The organism is Bifidobacterium italicum (assembly GCF_002286915.1).
Taxonomy (GTDB): Bacteria; Actinomycetota; Actinomycetes; order Actinomycetales; family Bifidobacteriaceae; genus Bifidobacterium; species Bifidobacterium italicum.
In genome coordinates this window covers 73999-98803 of sequence record NZ_MVOG01000003.1, presented here as the reverse complement: position 1 = coordinate 98803, position 24805 = coordinate 73999, and the positions used below count along the sequence as shown (strand labels likewise).

General features: G+C 68.2%; 17 protein-coding genes and 2 pseudogenes. 17 read left to right on the top strand and 2 right to left on the bottom strand.

The annotated features are described in order from the left end of the window. Positions 1 to 26: 26 nt before the first annotated feature. Entirely contained in the window at positions 27 to 452 is a 426-nt protein-coding gene (gene nrdI, locus B1400_RS00915) for a class Ib ribonucleoside-diphosphate reductase assembly flavoprotein NrdI (protein ID WP_095612597.1), read from the bottom strand. Beyond that, positions 449 to 688: a glutaredoxin domain-containing protein gene (locus B1400_RS00910; RefSeq protein WP_095612596.1), complete on the bottom strand. Its 240-nt coding sequence runs from the start codon at positions 686 to 688 to the stop codon at positions 449 to 451. The genes nrdI and B1400_RS00910 overlap by 4 nt, the downstream gene beginning before the upstream one ends. A gap of 528 nt (positions 689 to 1216) precedes the next feature. Here B1400_RS00910 and B1400_RS00905 point away from each other — a divergent pair. The 17 genes and pseudogenes from B1400_RS00905 to B1400_RS00830 all read left to right on the top strand — a co-directional run. Continuing rightward, positions 1217 to 1792 (top strand): annotated as a pseudogene (locus B1400_RS00905) (LemA family protein); the annotation flags it as partial. A 406-nt stretch (positions 1793 to 2198) separates the two neighbouring features. Continuing rightward, a complete protein-coding gene (locus tag B1400_RS00900) occupies positions 2199 to 4493 on the top strand; it encodes a DUF2207 domain-containing protein (protein ID WP_162288144.1) in 2295 nt (764 codons plus the stop codon). A gap of 63 nt (positions 4494 to 4556) precedes the next feature. Next, positions 4557 to 6440, top strand: a pseudogene (locus B1400_RS09875) (DUF2207 domain-containing protein); the annotation flags it as partial. A 426-nt stretch (positions 6441 to 6866) separates the two neighbouring features. Next, positions 6867 to 7730, top strand: a complete 864-nt coding sequence (locus B1400_RS09870; protein WP_235607242.1) for an aldo/keto reductase — start codon at positions 6867 to 6869, stop codon at positions 7728 to 7730. 378 nt (positions 7731 to 8108) lie between these two features. After that, positions 8109 to 9701, top strand: coding sequence for a peptidase U32 family protein (locus tag B1400_RS00890; RefSeq protein WP_095612592.1), 1593 nt, complete (start codon positions 8109 to 8111; stop codon positions 9699 to 9701). 196 nt (positions 9702 to 9897) lie between these two features. Then, entirely contained in the window at positions 9898 to 11007 is a 1110-nt protein-coding gene (locus B1400_RS00885) for a polyphenol oxidase family protein (protein ID WP_095612614.1), read from the top strand. 43 nt (positions 11008 to 11050) lie between these two features. After that, positions 11051 to 11875: an IspD/TarI family cytidylyltransferase gene (locus tag B1400_RS00880; protein WP_095612591.1), complete on the top strand. Its 825-nt coding sequence runs from the start codon at positions 11051 to 11053 to the stop codon at positions 11873 to 11875. Between the two features lie 369 nt (positions 11876 to 12244). Next, positions 12245 to 12922 carry a pyroglutamyl-peptidase I gene (locus B1400_RS00875; protein WP_095612590.1) on the top strand — a complete coding sequence of 226 codons (678 nt, stop codon included), beginning with the start codon at positions 12245 to 12247 and terminating at the stop codon, positions 12920 to 12922. Positions 12923 to 13156: 234 nt separating this feature from the next. Further along, positions 13157 to 14755, top strand: coding sequence for a cell division protein (locus B1400_RS00870; RefSeq protein ID WP_235607238.1), 1599 nt, complete (start codon positions 13157 to 13159; stop codon positions 14753 to 14755). Between the two features lie 127 nt (positions 14756 to 14882). Beyond that, positions 14883 to 16220, top strand: coding sequence for a C1 family peptidase (locus tag B1400_RS00865; protein ID WP_095612589.1), 1338 nt, complete (start codon positions 14883 to 14885; stop codon positions 16218 to 16220). A 199-nt stretch (positions 16221 to 16419) separates the two neighbouring features. Beyond that, the gene (locus B1400_RS00860; protein ID WP_095612588.1) at positions 16420 to 17547 is read left to right on the top strand and encodes a 3-deoxy-7-phosphoheptulonate synthase; all 1128 of its coding nucleotides are present in this window, start codon (positions 16420 to 16422) and stop codon (positions 17545 to 17547) included. Positions 17548 to 17563: 16 nt separating this feature from the next. After that, positions 17564 to 19582, top strand: coding sequence for an acyltransferase family protein (locus B1400_RS00855; protein ID WP_095612587.1), 2019 nt, complete (start codon positions 17564 to 17566; stop codon positions 19580 to 19582). Positions 19583 to 19749: 167 nt separating this feature from the next. Next, positions 19750 to 20928 (top strand): 3-deoxy-7-phosphoheptulonate synthase, encoded by a 1179-nt coding sequence (locus B1400_RS00850; protein WP_095612613.1) that lies wholly within the window; start codon positions 19750 to 19752, stop codon positions 20926 to 20928. Positions 20929 to 20972: 44 nt separating this feature from the next. Beyond that, a complete protein-coding gene (mtnN, locus tag B1400_RS00845; protein ID WP_095612586.1) occupies positions 20973 to 21674 on the top strand; it encodes a 5'-methylthioadenosine/S-adenosylhomocysteine nucleosidase in 702 nt (233 codons plus the stop codon). Positions 21675 to 21678: 4 nt separating this feature from the next. Next, positions 21679 to 22896 (top strand): sensor histidine kinase, encoded by a 1218-nt coding sequence (locus B1400_RS00840; RefSeq protein WP_095612585.1) that lies wholly within the window; start codon positions 21679 to 21681, stop codon positions 22894 to 22896. Further along, positions 22893 to 23588 (top strand): response regulator transcription factor, encoded by a 696-nt coding sequence (locus tag B1400_RS00835; protein ID WP_095612584.1) that lies wholly within the window; start codon positions 22893 to 22895, stop codon positions 23586 to 23588. Before B1400_RS00840 ends, B1400_RS00835 begins: the two co-directional genes overlap by 4 nt. Before the next feature lie 99 nt (positions 23589 to 23687). Next, a complete protein-coding gene (locus B1400_RS00830; protein ID WP_095612583.1) occupies positions 23688 to 24803 on the top strand; it encodes a phosphate ABC transporter substrate-binding protein PstS in 1116 nt (371 codons plus the stop codon). Positions 24804 to 24805 lie beyond the last annotated feature (2 nt).

Here is a 24805-nt window from a genome sequence, read left to right as displayed (position 1 = left end):
GGTCGTGGTTATGGAACGCGGACGGGTCACTGCGGGAGGGCGTCGAAGAAGCGCGTCACGCCGTCGGTCACCGTCGCGACGTCGCGCGGCGTGCCCATCAGCTCGAAGCGGTACATCAGCGGGACATGGCATTTGCCGGCGATGATCGGGCCGGCGGCCGCGTACGCCTCGCCGAAGTTCGTGTTGCCCGAGGCGATGACGCCGCGGATCCACGAACGGTTCACATGGTCGTTGAGGAAGCGCTTGACCTGGGGCGGCACGGCCTTGCGCGCATCGCCGCCGCCGTAGGTCGGCATGATCAGGATGTACGGGGCGTCGACATGCAGCGGGGCGTCCGTCGGCGCGAGCGGGATGCGCCGCACGTCGACGCCGTGCGACGGGAAGTCGCATCGCTCGACGAAGCGTTCGGTGTTGCGCGACGCCGACGAGAAGTAGACGACGGTGCCGGTCATGCCGCGGCGTCCCGCTGGACGAGCATGCGGATGCGGTCGGGGCGGTAGCCGGACCAGGAGCCGGCGTCGGTGACGACGACCGGCGCCTGCAGGAACCCGGCGTCGCGCAGCGTCTGCGCCGCGGCCGGGTCGCGCGTGATATCGACGGTGCGGTAGCTCAGACCGAGGCGTTCGAAGGCGCGGCGGGTCGCCGTGCATTGCGGGCAGCCCGGCTTCGTGTAGATCGTGGTGGGCATCGGTGCTCCTTTCGTTCGGCGGCCGTGGCCGGCGCGGTTCCGGACGGTCGTGTGCGGTTGGTGGTTCGCGGTGGCGCGCCGCGCCGTGCGTCAGGTCGGGCGGCGTGCGCGTTGTCGTCGCCGGTGGGCGCGGCGCCGCTGCCGGAACAACGATACATGGTGTTTGCGGCGGCTATCGACCACTAGATGTAGTGGTCTCGGATGTGAGGAAGGCCACAGCGCACGCATGGCGGCAGCCGGCCGTAAGGGTCGCGCCGGCAACGGGCGGACGGTGGTGGCGGGATGGGCTGTGACGTTGTTCACAGGACATGCCGGCGGCGGGCGCGTCGCTGCGCCGACGGCGGACGTCGGCTGACGGGGGGTCGACGGGCATGTCGGAAGGGCCGCCGCGGACGTACGGGCGTGCGCGCAGATCTGGGACGCGGCGCGACGTTGTTGGCTGACCGTGCGATAATCGGGGCAGTACCGGGATGGCGGACGGCGACGCATGCCGCCGTCGCGCCCTTCGCAAATCAAGGAGAACCGCTTATGAACGGCCCCATCATCGCGTTGATCGTCATCCTGGCGATCATCCTCGTGCTCGTGATCTGGTTCGTCACGACCTACAACTCGCTCGTGCAGCTGCGCAACCGCGTCACGAACGGCTGGGCACAGGTCGACGTGCTGCTCAAGAAACGCGCCGACCTCATTCCGAACATCGTCGAGACGGTCAAGGGATACGCCGGGCATGAGAACGCCGTGCTCACGCAGGTCACGCAGGCGCGCGCCAACGCCGTGAGCGCCGCGAGCCAGCCGAACGCGTCGTTCGCGAGCCGCATGAACGCCGAGAACCAGCTGTCGCGCGCGATGTTCAACCTCCGCGCCGTCGTCGAGGCCTACCCCGACCTCAAGGCGAACGCCAACTTCATGGAGCTGCAGCGGCAGCTCGCGCAGATCGAGGAGCAGATCGCCTACGGACGCCAGTTCTACAACGACGTCGTGCTCAAGTACAACACCAGGATCCAGACGATCCCGTCGAACATCGTCGCCGGCATGTGCCACTTCGTCGAAGCCGCGTACTTCAACGTCGACGAGGCCGACCGCCAGGTGCCGCAGGTGAGCTTCGCGCAGCCGCAGCAGCCGCCGATGGCGCAGCCGGGCATGCCGACCGCGCAGCCTCAGCCGATGCAGCCGTCCCAGCCGATGCAGAAGCCGCCGGCGAACAACGGCGGCTATCCGCAGTATCCGACTGCGGATGGTCCGCAGACAGGCGGCTACCCGCAGTACTGACGGGGCGATCCGACCTGAACGATCCGGGGCGGTGGCGACGCGCACGACAGGCGTCGCCACCGCCCCGTCGTTTTCGGATCCGTATATGTTCTCGGATCCATACGGCGCAAGATGAACGGCATGCGGCGGGTCGGCGGCCGTCATGCCGACGGCGGGGTTGATTTTGAGAAAAGCGAGCGGCCGGCGGGCGATGGTCGGGATAATCGGAGGGATCAGAGGAAACGCACGTGCAGGGAGAATCATGAAGAAACGTGTATGGCTGTCGATGCTGAGTTCGGTGATCTGGACCGTCGTCATCTGCGCGCTCGTGTTCGGCGTCGGATTCCTGATCGCGAAGGAGTCGAACTCGTCCGACCTCGAATACAACGCGCTCGACTACGACGTGCAGGTGCTCGACGACGGCGACCTGCGCATCACGGAGACCATCGACGTGCGGCTGCATGAACGCGAGGACTCGGACGACGACGTGATCCCGTGGAAGCAGCTGTACCAGACCTACACGCTCAAGGCGTCGCAGCTGACGAACATCACCGACATCAGCGTGAGGAACCTCAGCACCGGCGAGGAGTACGCGCAGACCGTGCCGAAGAACCCCAAGTACCTTTCGACGGGCGAATGGAACAAGGAATACGCGAAGCACTGGTACATCGCCGACGTGACCTCGGGCGCGTCGTCGCCCAAACCCTACGATCCGGCCGCCGACGGGCTCGAATCGCGCACGCGCGCCCAGATGGGCCTCGACGAGCAGGCCGCGACGGCCTCCCCGGACGCCGCCGATGACGAGGACGACCTCGAACGGCCGCGCGACAAGGACGTGGAGATAGGCTGGAACATCCCGGCGACCAATTCGGCGAAGAGCATGCGCTTCGAGATCGCGATGACATGGGAGGGCGTCGCGACCGAATACAACGACGTCACGAAGTTCCAATGGGAGCCCTTCGGTCCGGAGAACATGACGCCGATCGGCGTCGTGCGTGCGAAGGTGACCTTCCCCGAGGGCGTCGGCGAGGGCGATTCGTGGGCGTGGCTGCACTACTCCGGCAACTCGACCACGAAACGCATCCCCGGAGGCCTCGAGTTCACCGCCTACAACGTGCGCTCCAAGCAGCACCTCGACCTCGTCGCGATGATGACGAACGCGCATGTCGGCGACGTCGCGCGCCACGTCGACGGCGACGCGAAGCAGTGGACGATCGACGACGAGACGCGTCAGGAACGCGAATGGCACGACCGGCAGCACCGCCGCGCCGTCATCCGGCTGTGCGTCTGGATCGCCGTCGCGATCGCCGTCGCGCTGCTGAGCTTCTTCGGCATCCGCGCGGCCTTGCGCTCGCGGCGCGCAGCACGGCTGACGAGCGACATCGACTACTGGCGCGACGTGCCGGCGATGACGCCGGGCGCGGCCGCCGTCATGTGGACGAGGATCGGACGCGCGCCGTCCGCGACGCGCACGTCGCGCGAGATGGCGGCGACGATGATGTCGCTCATCGACAAGAAGTACATCGCCGTGTATCCGGGCGAGGCGAAACGCTACGCCGGCATCGACCTGAGCCGCGTCGGCGCCGCCGACATCGCGCGGCTGCTCGCGTCGGACGGGACGAATCCGAGGAAGCTCGGCAAGACGAGCACGATCGTGCTGCTGCCGCGCGTGTTCGGCTCGACGATCACCGACGGCTACGGCGGCGCCCCCGAACTGTGCAGGTCGGAGCAGCGGCTGCTGGGCATCCTGCGCGAGGCGTACGAACGGCTGCACACGCCGGTGTTCGACATCAAGCAGATGAACAAGGCGTTCCGGCAGTGGGAGGACGGCCACCTGTCGGTCGAGCTGTTCACCGAGGCCTGCGACGACGAATGCGACGCGCTCGGCGCGCTGCAGGGCGCATCGCCGGCCGCGGTCACGCTCGGCATCTTCGACATCGTCATCGGCGTGCTCGCCGGCGTCTACTTCATGGCGCTCGAAGGCAACGTGCTGCTGACCTGCTGCCTGAGCCTGCCCGCCGTCTTCTGCGGCCTGCTGTCGTGCATCCTGCACAAGGACTTCCGCATCACCGAATCCGGGCAGCGCACGATCGGCGAGCTCGTCGGCTTCGAGCGTTACCTCGAGGACTTCAGCGCGTTCGCCGACCGCGACGTGCTCGACGTGACGCTGTGGGGCAGATACCTCGTGTACGCGGCCGCGCTCGGCGTGTCGCGCAAGGTGCTGCAGCAGCTTGCGGCCGCCTATCCGCAGGTCAACGACGCCGCATGGCTCGACGACAACGCGGCCGCCTCCGGCGTGCTGTTCTGGTCGGCCAGACCGAGCACGATCGTCGGCGCGTCGCTTGGCTCGGCGCTCGCCGGCGGCAGCTTCGGCGCGTTCTCCGGCGGTTTTGTCGATTTCGGCTCCCAGCTGAGCTCGGGCATGGCGTCGGTGCAGTCGACGATCTCGGCGGCCGCGCCGTCGTCCTCGTCGGGCGGCTCGGGCGGCTCCTTCTCCGGCGGCGGATTCGGCGGCTCGTCGGGTGGTTCCGGCGGCGGCTCCTTCGGCGGCCGGTGACGGCGGCCTCGCCCTTTGCGGGCGGGGGCTGTCGCGTGCGCACCGGTATGATGCTCACATCCGATGGGGGCCACTCACGGCGCTCACAGCGAACGTCGGGGGACGCATATGACCAAACGGACGAAGAACATCGTGCTGGCGAGCCTGCTGCTCGCCGCGCTCGGCGTGCTGCTCGTGCTCGCGACCGCCGTGAGGGGGCAGTCGACGTCCGCGCCGCTCTCCTACAACGAGACGTCCTACGACGTGCAGGTGCTCGACAACGGCAACACGCGCGTGACGATGACGCTCGACTACCGGCTGGGCAAGCGCGGATCGTCGAAGACATGGAAACAGCTGTACCGCACGATCCCGCTGTCGCCGGCCGGCGTGACGAACGTGTCCGTCGAGGGCGTGCGCAACCTGAGCACCGGCGAGACGTATACGCAAGGAGATCCGGTGGACGCGAGCCTGTCCTCCGACGCCACATGGGACGTGCGGCACGCGCGCCAGTGGTACATCACGGCGGACATGCCGCACTCGTACGATTCGCGCACGGACGGCGTGCGCGCCGGCTCGTCGCAGTCGATCGAGAAGAACGTCGAGATCGGCTGGAACATCCCGGTGACGAAGTCGGCGAAGAGCGTGAGGATCGAGGTGACGATGACGCTCGCCGGCATGGTCACCGCCTGCCAGGGCAACGACGTCTTCAACTGGCAGCCGGTGGACGAGACGAACGACTCGCCTATCCGGCGGTTCTCGGCGACGGTGCGCTTCCCGCAGGCCGTCGACGCGGAGAATTCGACGATGTGGGTGCACTACGACGGCAAGTCCACGACGGCGTATCACGACGGCATGTTCACGTTCGGCATCGACGGCGTGCGCACGAAATCATACGTCCAGCTGACGGCGATGCTGCCGGAGGGCAGCGTGGCGCGGCCGGCCAGGACGGACACGGCGAGCGGCAGCCAGCTCAACGAACAGGAGCGGCGACGCGAGACGAAATGGCGCAACGAACAGCAGTCGTCGGCGCGCGGACTGCTCGTCGTGTCCGGCATGCTGCTGCTCGCCGCCGCTGTGATCGCCGCGATCGGCATGCGTTCCGTGTTCAGGCAGGGCAGGCTCCGCGGTCGCCTCGAGGCCATCATGCCGTATTGGCGCGGGCTGCCGCCGATAAGCCCGGGCGCGGCGGCGCTCGTCTACGACACCGTCAACGGCGTGGCCACCGACCGCAGGCTCATCGGCCGCCAGCTGAGCGCGACGATGCTCTCGCTCGTGACGAAGGGCTTCGCGCGCATGTATCCGGGCACGGTGGACATGTACGGCGGCATCGATCTGCTCAGGACGGACGCGGCGACGCTCGCGCGGATGGTCATGTCGCGCGGCGGGGGACGCGACGCCGACACGACGAGCACGATCGTGCTGCTGCCGCGCGCCTTCGACATGGCGGCGTGCGAGCGGCGGCTGTGCATGTCGGAGCGCGCCGCGCTCGACATGCTGCATGCGGTCGGCCGGCAGCTGAACTCGGTTGTCTTCGACACGCAACAGTTCTCGCGGTGTCTCAAGGACGCAGGCGACGCGCAGGAACTGTCGCGGTCTTTCTACGGGCGCTGCGTCGCCGAGATGGGCGCGCTCGGCGTGTTCCCGAAGCGGTCGATGGGAGCGCGCGTCTGCGCCGTCCTCTCCTACGCGTGCGCGTTCCTCGCGGCGCTGATATGGCTGTGGGGCGCTGGCGGCATACTGCTGCCGATCGTCATCGTCGTCGTGTTCGCCGCGCTCGCCGGCGTGCAGCTGATGGGGCAGACGCAGTACGACGTCGACGAGCGCGGCATGCGGCTTGCGGCGCAGGTGCGGGGCTTGGGCAGATATCTCGAGGACTTCAGCCATTTCGCCGACCGCGGCGTGCTCGACGTGAAACTGTGGGGACGCTACATGGTGTACGCGGCCGCGTTCGGCATCGCCGACAAGGCGATGGCGCAGCTGACGGCCGCCTATCCGCAGCTGACCGATCCCGCATGGGCGTCCGCCGGCGGCGACGGCTACTCGCTCGTCTACTGGATGGACCGTTCGTTCCGCCGCGGCCGCATGTATGGCGGCGGATTGCGCGACGGCGTGCCGATGGTCGGGGACTTCGTCGATCTCGGCGCGCGGTTCGCGGTCGGCTTCGGCGACGTCGCGCAGGTGCTCTCGGCGGCGTCCGGCGCGTTCAGCGGCGGATCGGGCGGCTGGAACAGCCGGGCTGGGGCGGCGGCGGACGCTGAGCCCCGCGCAGGGGCGTGCGACGCGGGGGCGTGCGGCGTGCGGTGCGGGAATTACCGGGCGATTTCTATGATGGTGACGGGGCGCGCGCCGTATGGGGCGCCGCGCCGAATCGTCAACAACCGCGAAGGAGCAGCGATGGTACTGCACAGGAACTTGGGGCCGTTCGACACGACGGCGATCGGTCTGGGCGAAATGCCGCTGACCATTGAGAACAATCTGGGGCCGAACATGGGCGTCGAGACGATCCATGCGGCGCTCGACGCCGGCTGCCGCCAGGTCGACACGGCGTGGGCGTACTACTGCTCGGGCGGCGAGGAGCAGACCGGCGAGAAGCTCGTGCGCGAGGCGATGGCCAGCTGGGACGGCCCGAAGGACGAGGTGCTCATCGCGACGAAGGTCGGGCACTACCGCAACTTCACCGACGGCAAGCCGACATGGGCCGTCGACGGGTCGCCGGAGAACCTGATCCGGCGCGCGAAGGAAAGCGCGCTTGCGCTCGGCGTGGACACGATCGACCTGCTGTACTTCCACCGGCCCGATCCGGGCATCCCGTACGGCGAATCGATCGAGGCGATCAAGCAGCTCGTCGACGAAGGCGTGGCGCGCGAGGCGGGCGTGTCGAACGCGTCGATCGAACAGATGGACATCGCGCAGGAGATCCTCGGCGAGAAGCTGATCGCCGTGCAGAACCAGTATTCGCCGATCTACACGGAGACGGCGGACACGCTCGAGCATGCGGCCCGGATCGGCATCAGCTTCGTGTGCTGGAGCCCGCTCGGCGGCTTCCGCAAGCCGAAGGACGAGTCAAAGTTCGATCCGTTCCGCGCGATCGCCGAACGCCGCGGCGTCAGCTACCAGCAGGTAGTGCTCGCCTGGGAGCTCGCCAAGGGCGACCATGTGTTCGTCATCCCGGGCGCGCACCGTCCGGCGACGATCCTCGATTCGCTCAAGGCCGGCGACCTTGAACTGACGCCGGAGGAGCTCGCGACGCTCGGCTGACATCTCGGCAGCGTATGCAGGGCCGGTCCCACGCACGTCAGAAGGTGGCGTGGGACCGGCCCGTCGCGTTGCGGGCCGGTGTGCGGCGGTTACCGGGCTGAGAGCGGTGCGTTTTGTCGTCGGCCTCGACGATTCGGCCCCCGATCGGGCTGCTTCGCGGGTCGGTTTATCGGTGGGGTCGATGGATCGGGACGGAAGCCGGCCGTTGTGGGGTAGGTCTGTCGGGATGGTCGATGGATCGGGACGCTGCGTGGATGTGGACGGAAGCGGGACGGCTTCGGACGGGGTGGCGTTGCGGTTAGACTGGTCTGCGGCGAAAACGGGGTCGCGCGGGCGCAAGGACATCGCCACGCGCGGCGGCAACAGGAGGAATCGGGCATGAAACGTCGTGTGAAACCAGAGGTGCTCGCGCCGGCAGGCAACCTGCGCGGACTGAAGACGGCCGTCGACTACGGCGCGGACGCCGTGTACTGCGGCGGCAAGGCCTTCGGCATGCGCTCAGCGCCGCGCAACCTGAGCATCGAGGACTTCGCCGAAGGCGCACGCTACGCGCACGAACGCGGCGCGCGCGTCTACGTCACGCTCAACATCCTGCCGAGGAACAACGAGATCACGGCGATCGAGGCGTACATCAACGATCTCAAGACGACCGGCGTCGACGCGCTCATCGTCACCGACATCGGCGTCATGATGCTCGCGCGCCGCATCGCGCCGGAACTCGAACTGCATGTGTCCACGCAGGCCGGCGTCACGAACTACCTCGCGGCGAACGCCTTGTACGAGCTCGGGGCGCGGCGCGTCGTGCTCGCGCGCGAGATGGATCTGCAGGCCGTGCGCGACATCCGCGCGAACATCCCCGACGACCTCGACATCGAGACCTTCGTCCACGGGTCGATGTGCATGGCGTTCTCCGGCCGCTGCCTCATCTCGAACTACCTCACCGGCCGCGACGGAAACCACGGCGAATGCGCGCAGCCGTGCCGCTGGAAGTATTCGCTCGTCGAGGAGAAACGGCCCGGGCAGGTGTTCCCGGTCGAAGAGACCGAGCAAGGCACCTACCTGTTCAACTCGCAGGACATGAACATGATGGCGCACATCGACGATCTGATCGATTCGGGCGCCACGTCGCTCAAGATCGAAGGACGTTCGAAGTCGGCGTACTACGTGGCCGCGATGACGAACGCCTACAAGACCGCCGTCGACGCATACATGGTGCAGCGCGGCTTCGAGGACGAGGACGGCAACGAGCTCAAGCCGTTCCATGACCGCGTCGTGCGCGCCGGCGAGACTGCTGACGACCTGGACGGCGCCGATACGATCATGGTGAACGCCGACGCAGCGTTCTGCGGCATGCCGAACTGGGACAGCGCGAACGACGAAGGAGAGGCGCCGGACGCCGACGAAGCCGCCGACGGCATGGCGAACGCGGCCGCTGCAGCCGCCACCGACGAGATCTCGAACCGCGCGGCGCGCCGCAGCGGACTCGACCGCCAGCGCGCGTACGCCGAGGAGACCGCCGACGGCTGGCTGCACGCCGCCGTGCGTCCGGCGCCGCACATCGAACTGCCCGATTGGCTGATGGAGGAGCCGTACAAGGTCGCGCACCGCGACTACAGCACCGGCTTCTACTATCCGGAGCGCAAGGTGACGCAGAACACCGACCGCAGCGCGTACTTCCGCGAATGGCTCGTCGTCGGCGAAACGCTCGGATGGAGCCCCGACGAAGGCGGCCGCGTGACGATCATGAGCCGCAACAAGATCGAGCCGGGGCAGACCGTCGAGTTCCTGCTGCCGGGACGCGCGCCGCTCGTCTACGTCGTGCCCGACCACGGCATCCGCGACGCCGACGGCAACGACGTGCCGATGGTCAACAACCCGGCCCACGTCTTCTCGCTGCCGCTCGACGTCGAGGTGCCCGTCAACGCGGCGCTGCGTTCGCGCACGAAGAAGCCGACGCTCAAAGCGGAATAGCCGGTCCGTTATTGCCTGAGCTTAGGGAGTCGTCCGTCGGCGCGCGTCAGGCGCTAAAGTGAGCGGTATGAGCGAAACAGCACATGACGCGCAGCCGGATGGGGCGAGCGCACAGCACAACGACGCCGGGCACCAGCCGACGCAGATCGATCTCGACGACCTGCTGCAGGCGGTGCAGGCGCACGGCAAGAAGACGATGGAGGAACAGGACAAGGCGGCGCGCGAACACGACGCCAAGGACGCCGACGGCAAACAGTACGACGACGCGATCCTCGACAGTTCGGCGATCGAACCGACCGACGACGAAGGCAACCCGATCCCGGTGACGATCCCGATCGTGCTCGCCCCCGGCATCAACGTCGTCTACACGACGCGACTCGGCGGCGTGAGCACCGACGAATGGGCGCACTTCAACCTCGGCGGCAAATCCGGCGACGACCCGGCGCATGTGCGCGCGAACCGCGACGCGCTCGCGAACGAGCTGCACGCGAAGCTGTCGATCATCAACCAGGTGCATTCGGCGAAGGCGGTCGACGCCGACGACGTGTTCACCGAGAACGCGACCTTCGGCTTCGACGCCTCGGGCACGCAGCGCACCGCCGTGCGCGGGGAGGACGGCGCGATCGCCGTGCAGCGTCCGAGCGACGGCGTCGACGACGTCGAATCGGTCGACGGGGCCGTGCAGATCATCGAAGGCGACGCGCAGGTGACGACGAAGACCGGCATCGCGCTCGGCGTGTTCGCCGCCGACTGCCTGCCGGTGCTGCTCGCCGATCCGGTCGCCGGCGTCATCGCCGCCGCGCACTGCGGGCGCAAGGGTCTGATGGCCGGCGTCATCGCCGAGACGGTCGGGATGATGAAGCACAAGGGCGCCGACCCCGCGCACATCCTCGCGACGCTCGGCCCGGCGATCTGCGGCGACTGCTACGAGACCGGCGACGAGATCGCCGACGCCTTCGACGCGAAGTTCCCCGGCACCTTCACGCTCACGCGCTTCGGCGGCCCCGGCATCGACATCAACAAGGCGGCTCTGCAGGCGCTCGAGGAGGCGGGCGTCTCCCCGAAGCACATCTTCTCGTCGCAGCCGCGCGTCAACGCGGCCACGCAGTACCTGTCGCAGGATGAGGAACTGCGGCAGCTGTGCCGCGAGGACAACGAGGGCGACCCCGAACTCGACGAACGCATCAAGGGCATCCGCCACAGCATGTGCACGCTCGAGAACCCGCTGTGGTTCTCGCACCGCCGCGCGCAGCTCGCGCACAAGGAACACGAGGGGCGCATGCTCGCGCTCATCGTGCGCCAGTGAACGCGCACCGACCAACCATTGGATTTCTCGCAAAGGATCAACCATGGAACAACAGAACGTGACCACAACGGACGGCGAGCAGGCTCAGGGACGCCACGATGCGCCGGTCGTCGCCGTCGTGCTCGCCGCCGGCTCGGGCCTGCGCTTCGACCCCGACAACCCCAAGCAGCTCGTCGCGATCGACGGCAGGCCGATCGTCGGGTGGAGCATCGACGCCTTCGAACGCAACGCGCGTGTCAGCGACATCATCGTCGTCGTCAACGCGCAGGTGCGAGCCGCGATCGAACAGCTCATCCGCGACGGCGGCGCCACGAAGGTGCGCGCCGTCATCGACGGCGGCGCCGAACGCGCGGACAGCACGGCCGCGGCGCTCGAGACGCTGTCGGCCGCCGGCGTGCCCGGCGACGCGAAGATCCTCATCCACGATTCGGTGCGGCCCTTCGTCACGCAGTCGCAGATCGACGGCTGCATCGACGCGCTCGAGGAGTTCGACGCGGCCACCGTCGCGTGCCCGTCGACGGACACGATCCTGCTCACCGAGGACCTCGGCGACCGGCAGGGCGTCAAGTCGGTGCCCGAACGGCGCCACTCGTACCGCGCGCAGACGCCGCAGGCCTTCCGCTTCGCGACGATCCACGAGGCCTACGCGCTCGCGTCCGACGACCCCGATTTCCGCCCGACCGACGACACGCGCGTCGTCGTCGACTACCTGCCGGATACGCCGGTGGCGATCGTCGGCGGCTCGCCGCTCAACATGAAGGTCACGACGCGCGACGACATGCCGTTCGCGACGCTCATCGCCGGCGAGATCACGAAGGCAGCCGCCAAGCAGCAGGTGCACACGATGTTCCAGCAGGCGCTGAGTTGAATCGGCTGCGCTGGATCAGCTGCGAAGACGAACGCGGCGCATGGGAGTACAGCTCCTGTGCGCCGCGTTTTGCGTTGTTGTGCGTGTGTCTACGGCTGTGTAGGTCCGTGTCGGGTGGCGGTTCGCTGGTATCTCGGCTGGGAGGGTGCATTTTTCCTGCGGGTAGGCGAGTATGCCCCGCGGAATCGTGCGGTTTTGGAGGTTGATAGGTGGGGTAGTCGCGCGAAATGCCACCGCTCAGCAGAGATGCATGCGGGATGCATGCCGGTGCGGCGGATGTTCATGGTGGCGCGCGACTATGGGGCGCGTGGTTATGCTGACGTACGTTCACACTGCAGCATCTGCGCCGCGCGTCTACACTGGGGAGACATGGAGCAACTTACCGTCGTGATTTCCGGATTCGACCCCTATGAGGGCGTCAGCGTGAACCCGTCGCTCGTCGTGCCCGACGCGCTCGCGAACGAAGGCGTCGACGTCGACCGGGACAACATCGAGGACCCGCTGCACGACGTCGCAATCGACGTGCATGCCGTGCATGTGCCGGTCAGCTTCCGCAACGGATGGGCGCAGCTGCACGACACACTCGAGCAGGTGCAGCCGAACATCGTCATCGCGACCGGGCTCAAACGCGCGGCGCGCGGCATCCTGCTCGAGCGATGCGCGATCAACCTCAAGGACACGACCCGGCCCGACGCCGAGAACGTCATTCCGGGGCGCCGCGTCATCAACGAGCACGGTCCGGCGGCGTACTGGACCGGACTGCCGCTGCGCGCGATCCTCAACGCCTTCGCGAAGGACGACATCCCGGCGACGCTGAGCTCGGACGCCGGCACCTTCGTCTGCAATGCGCTGTTCTACCATCTGCAGGAATGGGCGGCGCAGCGCGGCGACACGATGGGCGGATTCGTCAACCTCCCGCTCGTCAACGAGCAGCCGCATCCGCAGCACGGCCTGTCGCTGCGCCAGCAGATCCAGGCAGGCAAGGACCTCGTGCGCGCCTCGGCCCGCTACTATCTGCAGCCGACGAGCGAGGACATCCTGCTGTAGATGGCAGTTCGTGGGTGAGGTCACACACATACTGCCGTCGAAGGATGGGGGAAAGCCGATGCGCCGGCCATGAGTCGTATGGCCGCGGTGGCGCCGCGGTTTTGCGCTCAATGTGAGTTTCCGCGTGTTGCGGCACCGCCCGGCGATATGCATAGACTAGAGTTCATGCTGTGGATGTGCGTCGCCGACGCACATGAAGGTCCTGCGAACACCCTTTCGCGAAAGGAATGACTAATGGTTGAGCGATTCCCGGTCGTGCTGCGTGGCTACGACAAAGAACGTGTGGATGAGGCGATGATTGCGGCGCAGACGACGATCGACCGTCTGCGCGAACAGGTGAAGGCCGGGGACGACACCGTGCTGCAGCTCCAGGCGCAGCTGCAGGAGGAGAAGAACCGCAAGGCCAGCTCGGACAACTCCTTCGCGTCGCTCGGCGCGAACGCGCAGCAGATGCTCGCCTCCGCCGAACAGACGAGCACCGAGCTGCTCGAACGCGCGAAGAAGGACGCGGCGAGCGCCCGGGTCGAGGCGCAGTCGCAGTCGCAGACGTTGATCAACAACGCGAAGCTCGATGCGCAGCATCTCGTCGACGACGCCCAGGCCAAGGCGGACACGATGCTCAAGAACGCGCAGAACGAGGCGACGACGATCATCACGAACGCGCAGCAGGAGGCGAGCCAGCTCAAGGCGTCGACGGCGAAGATGGTCAGCGAGCAGCGCCAGACGCTCGACCTCGAGCTGACGAACTCGCGCGAGGAGCACGTCAAGCGACTCGAGGCCGAGAAGGCGTCGCAGGAGCGCGAGCTCGCCGAGCTGCGCGCGCAGGCGACGCAGCAGATCAGCGACCAGCGCCGCAGCGCGAACGAGGAGATCGCGCGCCTCAAGAGCGAGACGAACGACCAGATCGAGACGGCGCTCGCCGACGCGAACAAGAAGCTCGCCGACGTACGCGAACAGGTCTCGAAGCTGATGACCGAGGCGCAGCGCAAGGCCGGCGAGATCACCGACTCCGCGAAGTCGCACGCGCAGGAGATCACCGACACGGCCGAGGTCAACCGCACGAAGACGATGAGCCAGGTCAACGCCGAGGTCGAGCAGATCCGCGCCGACATCGCCGCGCAGCAGGACGAGGCGACGAAGAAGGTCGCCGAGCTGCTCAAGAACCTCGAGGAGCGCCGCCAGCAGGCCAAGGAGGAGGCCGAGACGCAGATCGCCGAGGCGAAGCAGATCCGCGAGGAGGCCGACGCCTACGCCGCGCGCAAGCGCAAGGAGGCGGACGAGGAGTCCGCGCAGACGGTGCGCAAGGCGAGCGAGGAGGCGAGCAACCAGATCGAGCAGCGCCGCCGCGCCGCGCAGTCCGAACTCGACGGCCTGACGAAGCGCATCGGCGACCTGCAGAGCCGCGAGGCCGACATCACGCAGCGCGTCTCCGAGCTGCGTTCGATGTTCGCGAACGCCTTCGCCGGCTTCGGCCTCGGCGTCGACAACGCGCATTCGACCGACAACATGTCCGTCGTCAACGCCTTCGTCGAATCCGACAACGACGCCGACGCCGATGACGCCGGCGACGCCGACACGACGGTGCTCATCGACGACCACGCGCAGCACGCGCCCATCGTCCCGCCGGCGCCGACGATGCCCGATCACGAGCATGGGGACGGCACCGGCGAGGCCGGCGAGGCCGACGCGGCGCCGCATGTCGAGGAGAGCACGACCGAGGTCATCGACGTGGCCGAGACCGACACGGACGGCCATGCCGCCGTCGACGACGCGCCGACGACGGCCTTCGATGCGGCCGACGGCGACCTCGACGCCACGCAGCTGACCGACTGACCGCCGAACCATCGTGCGACCGCCCGCGACGGCCGTGGCCACGGCCGTCGCGGGCGGTCGCACGTCGAAGGCGCGCCACGCGCCGGCAATAGCAATCCGCCCACAACCAGAAAAGCAAGGAGCACCATTGACCGCAACCACCCCATTGTCCGCCGACGAACTCAACCAGCTGACCGCCGACTTCGACTCCGACCCCGTCAACCGCATGGCGATGAACGCCGTCACGAGCGCCGGCATCGACAAGGTCGCGCGCAACTACGACCGCGCGCGCCTGCTGCAGCGCCGCTTCTCGACGACCGTCGACAACGGCGAGGCGACCCATCAGGACCGCTCGGGCCGCTGCTGGCTGTTCAGCTCGCTCAACGTGGCGCGCTTCGTCGCGAAGAGGAACATGAACCTCAAGGAGTTCGAGTTCTCGCAGAACTACGCGATGTACTACGACAAGCTCGAGCGCATCAACTACTTCATGGGCGACATGGCCGGGCTGGTCCGCGCCGGCGAACCGATCGACTCGCGCCTGTTCCAGCACATGCTCGCCGACGTCATGGGCGACGGCGGCCAGTGGACGATGGCGCTCAACGTCTACAAGAAATACGGCGCCGTGCCGAAGGACCTGTATCCGGAGACCGAGTCGTCGAAGAACACCGGCGAGATGAACACGCAGCTGCGCCGCCTGCTGCACACGGCCGTCGCGCACATGGTCGACGACCCCTCGCGGATCGACGACATCGTGCGCGAAACCGTCGAGGCCGGCCACCGCATGCTCACGATCCACCTCGGCGAGCCGCCGAAGCGCTTCCACTGGGAGTGGACGGACGCCGACGGCGTATTCCACCGCGACGGCGAGATCACGCCGCAGGAGTTCTGGGCCAGGTACGTCGGCTCCGCCGATCTCGAAAGCTACGTCTGCCTCGTCGACGATCCGCGCCGTGAGCACGCGAAGGGCACGAAGATCGGCATCGAGCACCTGGGCAACGTCGTCGGCGGCGACCCGACCGAATACCTCAACGTGCCGGTGCGGTTCATGAAGGACTGCGTGCGCGACATCCTCGTCGAGCAGGGCATCCCGGTGTGGTTCGGCGCCGACTGCCATCCGATGATGGACCGCGCCGACGGCGCATGGGCGACCGACCTGTTCGAGTACGGCAAGGTGTACCGCGTCGACTTCGATATGACGAAGGAGCAGCGCGTGCGTTTCGGCGATTCGGCGATGAACCATGCGATGGCCTTCGTCGGCGTCGACGTCGAGGACGACGGCACGACGACGCGCCGCTGGCGCGTCGAGAACTCGTGGGGCACGAAGATCGCCGACAAGGGCTACTTCACGATGGGCGACGACTGGTTCGACCAGTACGTCTTCGAGGTGGCCGTGCCGAAGGCGATGCTGCCCGACGAGTATCTCAAGGCGCTTGACGAGCCGGCGACGATGCTGCCGGCATGGGATCCGATGGGCGCGCTCGCGTGACATCTCCGCCCCGACGGGGGCGGCCGTCGCGCTGAACGCCCACGCAGGCGGCGCGCGGGTTTCGGGACCCGCGCGCCGCTTTGTGATACACGGCGCCTGGTCGTCAGGGGATGTGGCCTAGTATGGGTATCCGATTTCCCGCCCGGGAACGTGCATGAGGAAGCAAGAGGATCGATAAGAGGAAGAAGAGGAACGAACGATGGCAGCCCTTCGTGGTCCGGACAGTTCGCAGGACAATGTGCTCGACGCGCGCGCCGTGGTCCCCGAGACCGTCGACGTCAACATCCGTCAGCTCGACCCGATCCCGGCCCCGCGCTATTTCATCAAGGAGCTGCCGCTGACCGACGCGATGGGCGAGCTCGTCCTGTCCTCGCGCCGGCAGATCCGCGACATCCTGCACGGCCGCGACGACCGCGTGCTCGCGATCGTCGGCCCGTGCTCGATCCACGATCCGAAGGCCGCGCACGAGTACGCGACGAGGCTGGCCGCGCTCAACGAGGAGCTCAAGGACCGGCTGATGATCGTCATGCGCGTCTACTTCGAGAAGCCGCGCACGACGATCGGGTGGAAGGGCCTGATCAACGACCCCGACCTCAACGGACGCTTCGACATCCGCAAGGGCATGTGGCTCGCGCGCAAGGTGCTCACCGACGTGCTGTCGCTCGGCCTGCCGGCGGCGACCGAATGGCTCGACCCGATCACGCCGCAGTACCTGTGCGACCTCGTCAGCTGGGGTGCGATCGGCGCGCGCAACACCGAAAGCCAGGTGCACCGCGAACTGGCGAGCGGCATGAGCATGCCGATCGGCTTCAAGAACGCGACCGACGGCTCGGTCAAGCCCGCCGCCGACTCATGCTACACGGCCGCCTTCGAACACCATTTCCTGTCCGTCAACCTCGACGGCCAGGTCATCTCCGCTGAGACGAAAGGCAACCCCGACTGCCATCTCGTGTTGCGCGGTTCGAGCAGCGGCCCGAACTACGACCCGGTCTCGGTGGCCGACGCGCTCGAGGCGCTCAGGGCGTCGAAGGCGAGCGGCCCGAGCGACCACGGCCTCGTCATCGATGCCGCCCACGGCAACTGCGGCAAGGACGAGGTCGTCGAGGCGCGCGTCGTCGAGGACATCGCGTCGCGCATCGCGGCGGGCGAGCGCGGCATCCTCGGCATCATGATGGAGAGCTTCCTCAAGGGCGGCCACCAGAAGCCGGCGCCGCTCGACCAGCTCGTCTACGGCCAGTCAGTGACCGACGCCTGCGTGCCGTGGGACCGCACCGAGCAGGTGCTGCGCGAACTCGCCGACGCCGTCGCCGCGCGGCGCGGAGCCTGAGCGAGCGCATCGCACGATGCAACGCATCATCGCCAGCGACAACGCGTCGCAGCTGCGCACGTCCGCGTCCGCCATGTCCATCCGTCCCGTCGCGCGCCGCGAATCGGCGCCGGGCGGCCATATCCGCGTCATCGACGGCCTGCGCGCGCTCGCGATCGGCGGCGTGCTGCTCTACCATGCGCGCCCGTCGCTCGCCGTCGGCGGCTTCCTCGGCGTCACCGTCTTCCTCGTGCTCTCCGGTTTCCTGATCACGCGGGGACTGCTCGGCCTGCTCGAGTCGGGCCGCTGCTCCTACCCGGGATTCGTCGCGCGCCGCGCGCGACGCATCTGGCCGCCGGTGCTCACGACGATCGCGTTCGCGGCCGCCGTCGTCTATATGTGGGCGCCGTCGCTGCTGCTCAAGCTGCGCGCCGACGCCGTCCCGAGCGCGCTGTTCTACAGCAACTGGTCGTACGTCTTCCGTCATGTCTCGTATTTCGACGCCGCCGGACTGCCGTCGCCGCTGACGCATCTGTGGTACACGAGCCTGATCATGCAGTTCTATCTGCTGTGGCCGCTGCTGCTCGCGCTCGTCGTGCGCTTCATGCGCCGCAAGTGGGCGCGCGCCTGCACGATCGCCGCGCTCGTCGCGGCTTCGAGCGTCGAGATGGCGGTGCTGTACGTGCCGGGGCATGACACGTCGCGCATGTACTACGGTCTCGATACGCGAGCCGCCGAGCTGCTCGTCGGCGCGCTGCTCGCCGTCCTCATGCACCGCGCCGACGGCGCCCCTCCGTCCGCCGCGGCGTGGCGCGACCGTCGGCGCGACGTGCGCATCGGCTCGCATGTGCTGCCGCTCACCACCGGCAGTGTCGTCGACGTGGCCGCCTTCCTGTGCGTGGCCGTCCTCGTTGTCTCGATGTTCGCCGTCGATGCCTCTGCCGCATGGATGTACCGTGGCGGCTTCCTGCTCTACGCGCTGCTGACGGCGGCGATGCTGTGGGCCGGGATGTCGCCGGGCGCCTTCGGACGCGCGATGGGCGCCAAGGCGCTCGTCTATCTGGGGTCGCGGTCGTTCTCGCTGTATCTCGTGCACTATCCGCTGCTGCTCGTCATGAATCCGGCGACGCGCGTGCATACGCCGTGGTGGGCCGTGATCGGTCAGTTCGTCGTCATCCTCGTCGTCGGCGAGGTCTTCTACCAATGCGTCGAGGCGCTGCGCGGCGCGCCGTGGCTGCCGTGGACGCGCCGCCGTCGCGACAACCCGGAGCGCACGCAGCGTCCGGGCGCCTTCATCGGCGCGGTGACCGGCGTCGTCATCATCGTCATCATGCTGCTGCCGTTGCCGTGGCGTCAGCTCGCGCACGAACGCGCCGTCGCGCTGCGTCCCGAACTCGCCATGACGGCCGAGCAGGCGAGGAAGGAGCTCGACGCGCAGCGCGGGCCGGAGCCTGCGGAGCCCGCGCCGAAGCCGAAGGAGACGGCGACGCGCCCCGCCGCGCCGGAGCCGGCGAAGCCGAAGGTCGAGGCGCTCAAGGTCCCCGACAACCTCGATCCGTCGCGCTGGCGCTGCGACGCCGCGGCCGGGACCTGCGACGCGCGCCTGCTCGTCATCGGCGATTCGGTGACCGAAGGCGTCGCACCGGCGCTCATGCAGCATTTCCCGAACGCGCACGTCGACGGCGCCGTCAGCCGCCAGTTCGGCACCGGCGTCGATCTGCTGCGCGGGTATCTGGCGGGCGAGGACCCCCAGCTCATCGTCTTCGCGCTCGGCACGAACGGGCCGCCGACGCAGGAAAGCGTCGACGAGGTCATCCGTCTGGCGGCCGGCCGGCCGTTGTACTTCCTGACGACGCGCGCGCCTGTAACGTGGATCGACGAGACGAACCGGCTGTTCATCGACGCCGCGAACGCGCATCCGAACGTCGGCGTCATCGACTGGTCGGCGCTGTCCGGCGCGCACCCCGAATACCTGTACGACGACGGCACGCATCCGAACGAACTGGGCACGCAGGCCTACGCGCAGATGCTGATGCGCGCCGTGTGCCCGCAGTGAGCACGCGGATGGCAGCCATCCGCGTGCGCCATGCGCCGTCCCTTGCTAAGCTGAGGCCGAAACAAGAAGGAGCATCGTCTATGAGTGATCAGGACACGCGCCGCGACGGCACGCCCAAGCACACGTTCCGCGAGGACCACCGCCGTGCGATCGAGCTCGGCGAGCCGATGACCTACACGTCGGCGAAGCTCGACGAGGTGCACGCCGTCATGGCCGCCGGCGGCAACCCGTTCACGGCGATCCCGGATCTGCCGCATTGGGAGGACGCCGTCGGCATCGACCGCATCATCAACCGCCGCGTCATGGAGCTTGATCCGCTGCCGACGCCGGCGCAGGTGCTGTCCGCGCTGCCGCTCGACGCGTCCGCGCAGGACATCGTCGCCTATTCGCGAGACGAGATCCGCGCATGCCTCTACGGCCAGGACGACCGGTTGCTCGTCATCGTCGGCCCGTGCTCGGTGCACGATCCGAAGGCTGCGCTCGACTACGCGCGCCGGCTCTACGACGTCAAGCAGGAGCTCGAGGGCGAACTGCTCATCGTCATGCGCGTCTACTTCGAGAAGCCGCGCAGCACCGTCGGATGGAAGGGTCTGATCAACGATCCGGACATCGACGGCAGCCACAACATCCAAAAGGGTCTGCTGCTCGCCCGCCGGACGTTGCTCGACGTGCTCGGCGCCGGCCTCGCCGCCGCGACCGAGTTCCTCGAGCCGACGAGCCCGCAGTACATCGCCGACGCGATCAGCTGGGGCGCGATCGGCGCGCGCAACACCGAAAGCCAGGTGCACCGCCAGCTCGCGAGCGGCCTGAGCATGCCGATCGGCTTCAAGAACGCGACCGACGGCTCGGTCAAGGCGGCGATGAACAGCTGCATCACGGCCGCCCGCCAGCACACCTTCTTCGGCATCGACCATCAGGGGCGCGCCTGCGCCGTCGAGACGCTCGGCAACCCCGACTGCCACATCGTGCTGCGCGGATCGAGCCACGGCCCGAACTACGACGCCGCATCGGTCGACGAGGCGATGGCGATGGTCCGCGACTCGATGGACGCCGACACGGCGGCCGCGCACGGCCTGATCATCGACTGCTCGCACGGCAACTCCGGCAAGGACGAGGTGCGTCAGGCCGCCGTCGTGCGCGACATCGCCGCGCGCATCGCCGACGGCGAGCAGGGCATCACCGGCATCATGATGGAGAGCTTCATCGAAGGCGGCAACCAGCCGGAGGGACCGCTCGACCAGCTCGTCTACGGCAGGTCGATCACCGACCGCTGCATCAGCTGGCCCGAGACCGAACGCCTGCTGCACGAACTCGCCGACGCCGTCAGCGCCCGCCGCTGGCGTTGAACATGCACGCACGCATCATCAACCGAACCAACGGAAGGACACCCATGGCCAGCTTCAGCACCGTCGTCATCATCAGCGCGCTCGAGGAGGAGGCCTCGCACATCGCCGCCTCGCTCAACGACGTCACCGAGGAGCGACGAGCGAGCCTGACGATCACGCACGGCACGCTGCCGACGCACGACGGACGCGAACTCAACGTCTCGGTGACCGTCGGCGGCATGGGACTCGTCAACGCGGCCGCGACTACGCAGTGTCTCATCGACGTCGCGCAGCCGGACGCCGTGCTGTTCTCCGGCATCGCCGGCAACCTCAACCCGGACCTGCACATCAACGACATCGTCCTCGGCGAGACGCTGCGCTACCTCGACACCGACATGCGCCTCGTCGGCCAGTGGAAGCCGCGGACCGAGGAGTTCCACTCCGACCCCGCGCTCATCGCGCTCGCCGAGGCCGCGCTCGACGGCATGGGCATCCACCACGTCAACGGCGTCATCGCCTCCGGCAACTACTTCGTCGACTCGCCCGAGCAGGTCGAACGCGTCATCCGCGAGACGCACGCCGACGCCGTCGAGATGGAGGGCGCCGCCGTCGCGCACGTCGCCGCCCGCAACGACGTGCCGGCGCTCGTCATCCGCGCGATGAGCGACAACGCCGACACCGACTACGAGGATTTCAGGACCTTCGACGTGAGCGCCTACGCGGACACGGCGGCGAAGCTCGCCGTCGAGATCCTGTGCAGGATGTGATCCGATGACGCCGGCGCTCACGGCGGCGCTCGCCGTCGCAGCCGTGCTCGTCGTGGCCGCGACGGCCGTCGTCGCCTACCGTGCGGGCGCGGCGCGTGCGCGCGACCGCATGCCGAGCGCACGCGCATTGTTCGCGGGCCTCGCGGACGCCGACGCCGTCGACGCCGAACGCCGCATGCTCGCGATGCTCGAGGAGGCCGTCGTCGTCGCCGATGTCTCCGGCGCCGTGCTCGTCGCGAACGAGGCGGCCGTCGAACGCGGCATCGTCGTCGACGGCATGCTCGCCGACGATGCCGTGCGCGCGCTCGTGGACGAGGCTGCGCAGCGTCCCGTCGACCGTGAGCTGACGCTCGTGCGCGGCGCGGATCGCATGCATGTCGCCGCGACCGCGCAATTGACCACACAGCCGGCGGCGCCGGGACGGATCACGCTCGTGTGCGCCGACACCGGCTACCGGCGCAGCGTCGACCGCGTGCGCCGCGACTTCGTGACGAACGTCTCCCATGAGCTCAAGACGCCGGTCGGCGCGATCATGCTGCTCGCCGAGACGATCGGCGACGCCGGCGACGACGTCGACATGATCCGCCATTTCGCCGCGCGCATCGGCGTCGAGGCGAAACGCCTCGACGGGCTCGTGCGCCGCCTGATCGAACTGGGACGCATGAACGCCGGCGGCGAACGGTCGGCGGCCGCCGTGGACGTGCGCGGGCTCGTCGCGCAGGCGATCGCCGACACCGAGGTCACGGCGGCCGCGCGCCACGCCGTCGTGCGGCTGCGCGACGCCGCCGCCGACATGCCGCTGCCGGTCGAGGTCGACGCCGCCGGCATGCGCATCGCGTTCAAGAACATCATCGAGAACGCAATCAACTATTCGCCCGAGGGCGCCGTCGTCGCCGTCGAGCTTTCGCGCGCCGGCGACGAGGCGTGCATTCGCGTCGTCGACCACGGCGTCGGCATCCCGCAGCAGCTGCAGGGACGCGTCTTCGAACGCTTCTACCGCGTCGACCCGGCGCGCTCGCGGCTGACCGGCGGCACCGGTCTGGGATTGTCGATCGCCAACCATCATGTGCGCGCCAACCACGGGCGGATCACGCTGTGGTCACGTCCGGGGGAGGGATCGACGTTCACGGTGGCGCTGCCGCTCGCGCAGAACGCCGCGGCGCCGGACGGACCGGAAGCCGCGGACGCTCCGGACCATCAGCGCAAGGAGGACATACGATGACCCGCATACTGATCGTCGAGGACGAACAGTCGTATCTCGATCCGCTGCTCTACCAGCTCACGCGCGAAGGCTACGAGGCCTACGGCGCGTCCACCGGCGAGGAGGGGTGGGCGCTCTACGAGGAGATGGAGTTCGACCTCGTGCTGCTCGACCTGATGCTGCCCGGCGTCTCGGGGACGACGCTGTGCCGGCGCATGCGCGAGCTGCGCCGCGTGCCGATCATCATGGTGACGGCGAAGTCGGCCGAGAACGACGTCATCGTCGGCCTCGAGATCGGCGCCGACGACTATGTGACGAAGCCGTACTCGTTCCGCGAGCTGCTCGCGCGCATCCACGCCGTGCTGCGCCGCAGCCTCGAAGGCCAGGACGAGGGCGCGCGCGCCGACGCCGTCAGGACGCTCAGCTGCGGACCGGTCGAGATGTCGGTCGCGTCGCACGAGGTGCATGTGCGCGGCAAGCTGACGGCGTTCCCGCTCAAGGAGTTCGAGGTCCTCGAATACCTGCTGCGCAACAAAGGGCATGTGCTCACACGCCATCAGCTCATCGCGCGCGTCTGGGGCAGCGACTACGTCGGCGACACGAAGACGCTCGACGTGCACGTCAAGCGCATCCGCGCGAAGATCGAGGACGATCCGGCGCATCCGGCGCTGCTGACGACGGTGCGCGGCGTCGGCTACCGGATCGGAGAATGATCGTTCACGCTAAATTCACGTTCCGGGCGCGGGTGCATCGACGGTGTCCCCTAGACTGGATTGGTTGGATAGAATGGCACCGTGACCAAAGGACACCACATGCGTAGCAATCTTGCCCGGCGCGCGCTCGCGGCGCTGTGCGGCATCATCGTCGTCGCGGCCGGCGCGGCGTGCGGGGACAACGTCGATCCGGAGCACCGCCCGGCATCGAACGCCGCATCGGTCTCGGGCAGCTTCGCCGGCGCCGGCGCATCCTCGCAGCAGACCGCCGTCGAGGCGTGGATCGCCGGCTACCAGAAGACGAATCCGGATGCGAGGATCTCCTACAACCCGTCCGGCTCCGGCGCCGGCGTCGTCACCTTCCTGACCGGCGCGACCGTCTGGGCCGGCTCCGACAAGCCGCTCGACGAGAGGCAGGTCGAGGAGTCGAAGCAGGTGTGCGCGGGCCGCACGGCCTTCGACGTGCCGGTGTACATCTCGCCGTTGGCGATCGTCTTCAACCTGCACGGCGTCTCCGACGCCGGCAGGCACGTCAACATGGACGCGGCGACGGTCGCGAGGATCTTCAACGGCAAGATCACGCGCTGGAACGACGCGTCGCTCAGGAGGCAGAACCCCGACCTCGAGCTGCCCGACCTGCCGATCACCGTCGTGCACCGCTCGGACAAGTCCGGCACGACGCTCAACTTCCTCGAATACGTCAAGGCCGCCGCGCCGAAGGACTGGCCGTACGAGCTGTCCGAGAACTGGCCGAACGACGTCGGCCAGGGCGCGAAGGGCACGTCGGGCGTCATCTCGACGATCGACCAGGCGAACGGGACGATCGGTTACGCCGACTTCTCGCAGGCCGGCGGCATGGGCACCGTCGCGATCAAGGTCGGCGACGACTACACCGAGATCTCGGCCGAGGCGGCCTCGAAGGCCGTCGCCGATTCGACGATCGACGAATCGGCGCCCGGCGAACACCGCGTCGTCCTCGACATCAACCATACGACGAGCGTCGAAGGCGCGTACCCGATCGTGCTCGTCTCCTACGACATCGCCTGCCCCGCATACCGCGACGAGAACACGGCGCGCTTCGCCAAGTCGTGGCTCGGCTACGTCACGAGCGCGAAGGGCCAGGATCAGGCGATGAAGGCGACCGGCTCGGCGCCGCTGCCCGACAACATCGCCGCATACGTGCGCGCGTCCGTGGACGCGATGGAAGTGAAATGAGT

Bases quoted from the DNA above. Each gene is read 5' to 3' on its own strand.
- nrdI (WP_095612597.1), bottom strand. From the start codon at position 452: ATGACCGGCACCGTCGTCTACTTCTCGTCGGCGTCGCGCAACACCGAA.
- B1400_RS00910 (WP_095612596.1), bottom strand. From the start codon at position 688: ATGCCCACCACGATCTACACGAAGCCGGGCTGCCCGCAATGCACGGCG.
- B1400_RS00900 (WP_162288144.1), top strand. From the start codon at position 2,199: ATGAAGAAACGTGTATGGCTGTCGATGCTGAGTTCGGTGATCTGGACC.
- B1400_RS09870 (WP_235607242.1), top strand. From the start codon at position 6,867: ATGGTACTGCACAGGAACTTGGGGCCGTTCGACACGACGGCGATCGGT.
- B1400_RS00890 (WP_095612592.1), top strand. From the start codon at position 8,109: ATGAAACGTCGTGTGAAACCAGAGGTGCTCGCGCCGGCAGGCAACCTG.
- B1400_RS00885 (WP_095612614.1), top strand. From the start codon at position 9,898: ATGGAGGAACAGGACAAGGCGGCGCGCGAACACGACGCCAAGGACGCC.
- B1400_RS00880 (WP_095612591.1), top strand. From the start codon at position 11,051: ATGGAACAACAGAACGTGACCACAACGGACGGCGAGCAGGCTCAGGGA.
- B1400_RS00875 (WP_095612590.1), top strand. From the start codon at position 12,245: ATGGAGCAACTTACCGTCGTGATTTCCGGATTCGACCCCTATGAGGGC.
- B1400_RS00870 (WP_235607238.1), top strand. From the start codon at position 13,157: ATGGTTGAGCGATTCCCGGTCGTGCTGCGTGGCTACGACAAAGAACGT.
- B1400_RS00860 (WP_095612588.1), top strand. From the start codon at position 16,420: ATGGCAGCCCTTCGTGGTCCGGACAGTTCGCAGGACAATGTGCTCGAC.
- B1400_RS00855 (WP_095612587.1), top strand. From the start codon at position 17,564: ATGCAACGCATCATCGCCAGCGACAACGCGTCGCAGCTGCGCACGTCC.
- B1400_RS00850 (WP_095612613.1), top strand. From the start codon at position 19,750: ATGACCTACACGTCGGCGAAGCTCGACGAGGTGCACGCCGTCATGGCC.
- mtnN (WP_095612586.1), top strand. From the start codon at position 20,973: ATGGCCAGCTTCAGCACCGTCGTCATCATCAGCGCGCTCGAGGAGGAG.
- B1400_RS00840 (WP_095612585.1), top strand. From the start codon at position 21,679: ATGACGCCGGCGCTCACGGCGGCGCTCGCCGTCGCAGCCGTGCTCGTC.
- B1400_RS00835 (WP_095612584.1), top strand. From the start codon at position 22,893: ATGACCCGCATACTGATCGTCGAGGACGAACAGTCGTATCTCGATCCG.
- B1400_RS00830 (WP_095612583.1), top strand. From the start codon at position 23,688: ATGCGTAGCAATCTTGCCCGGCGCGCGCTCGCGGCGCTGTGCGGCATC.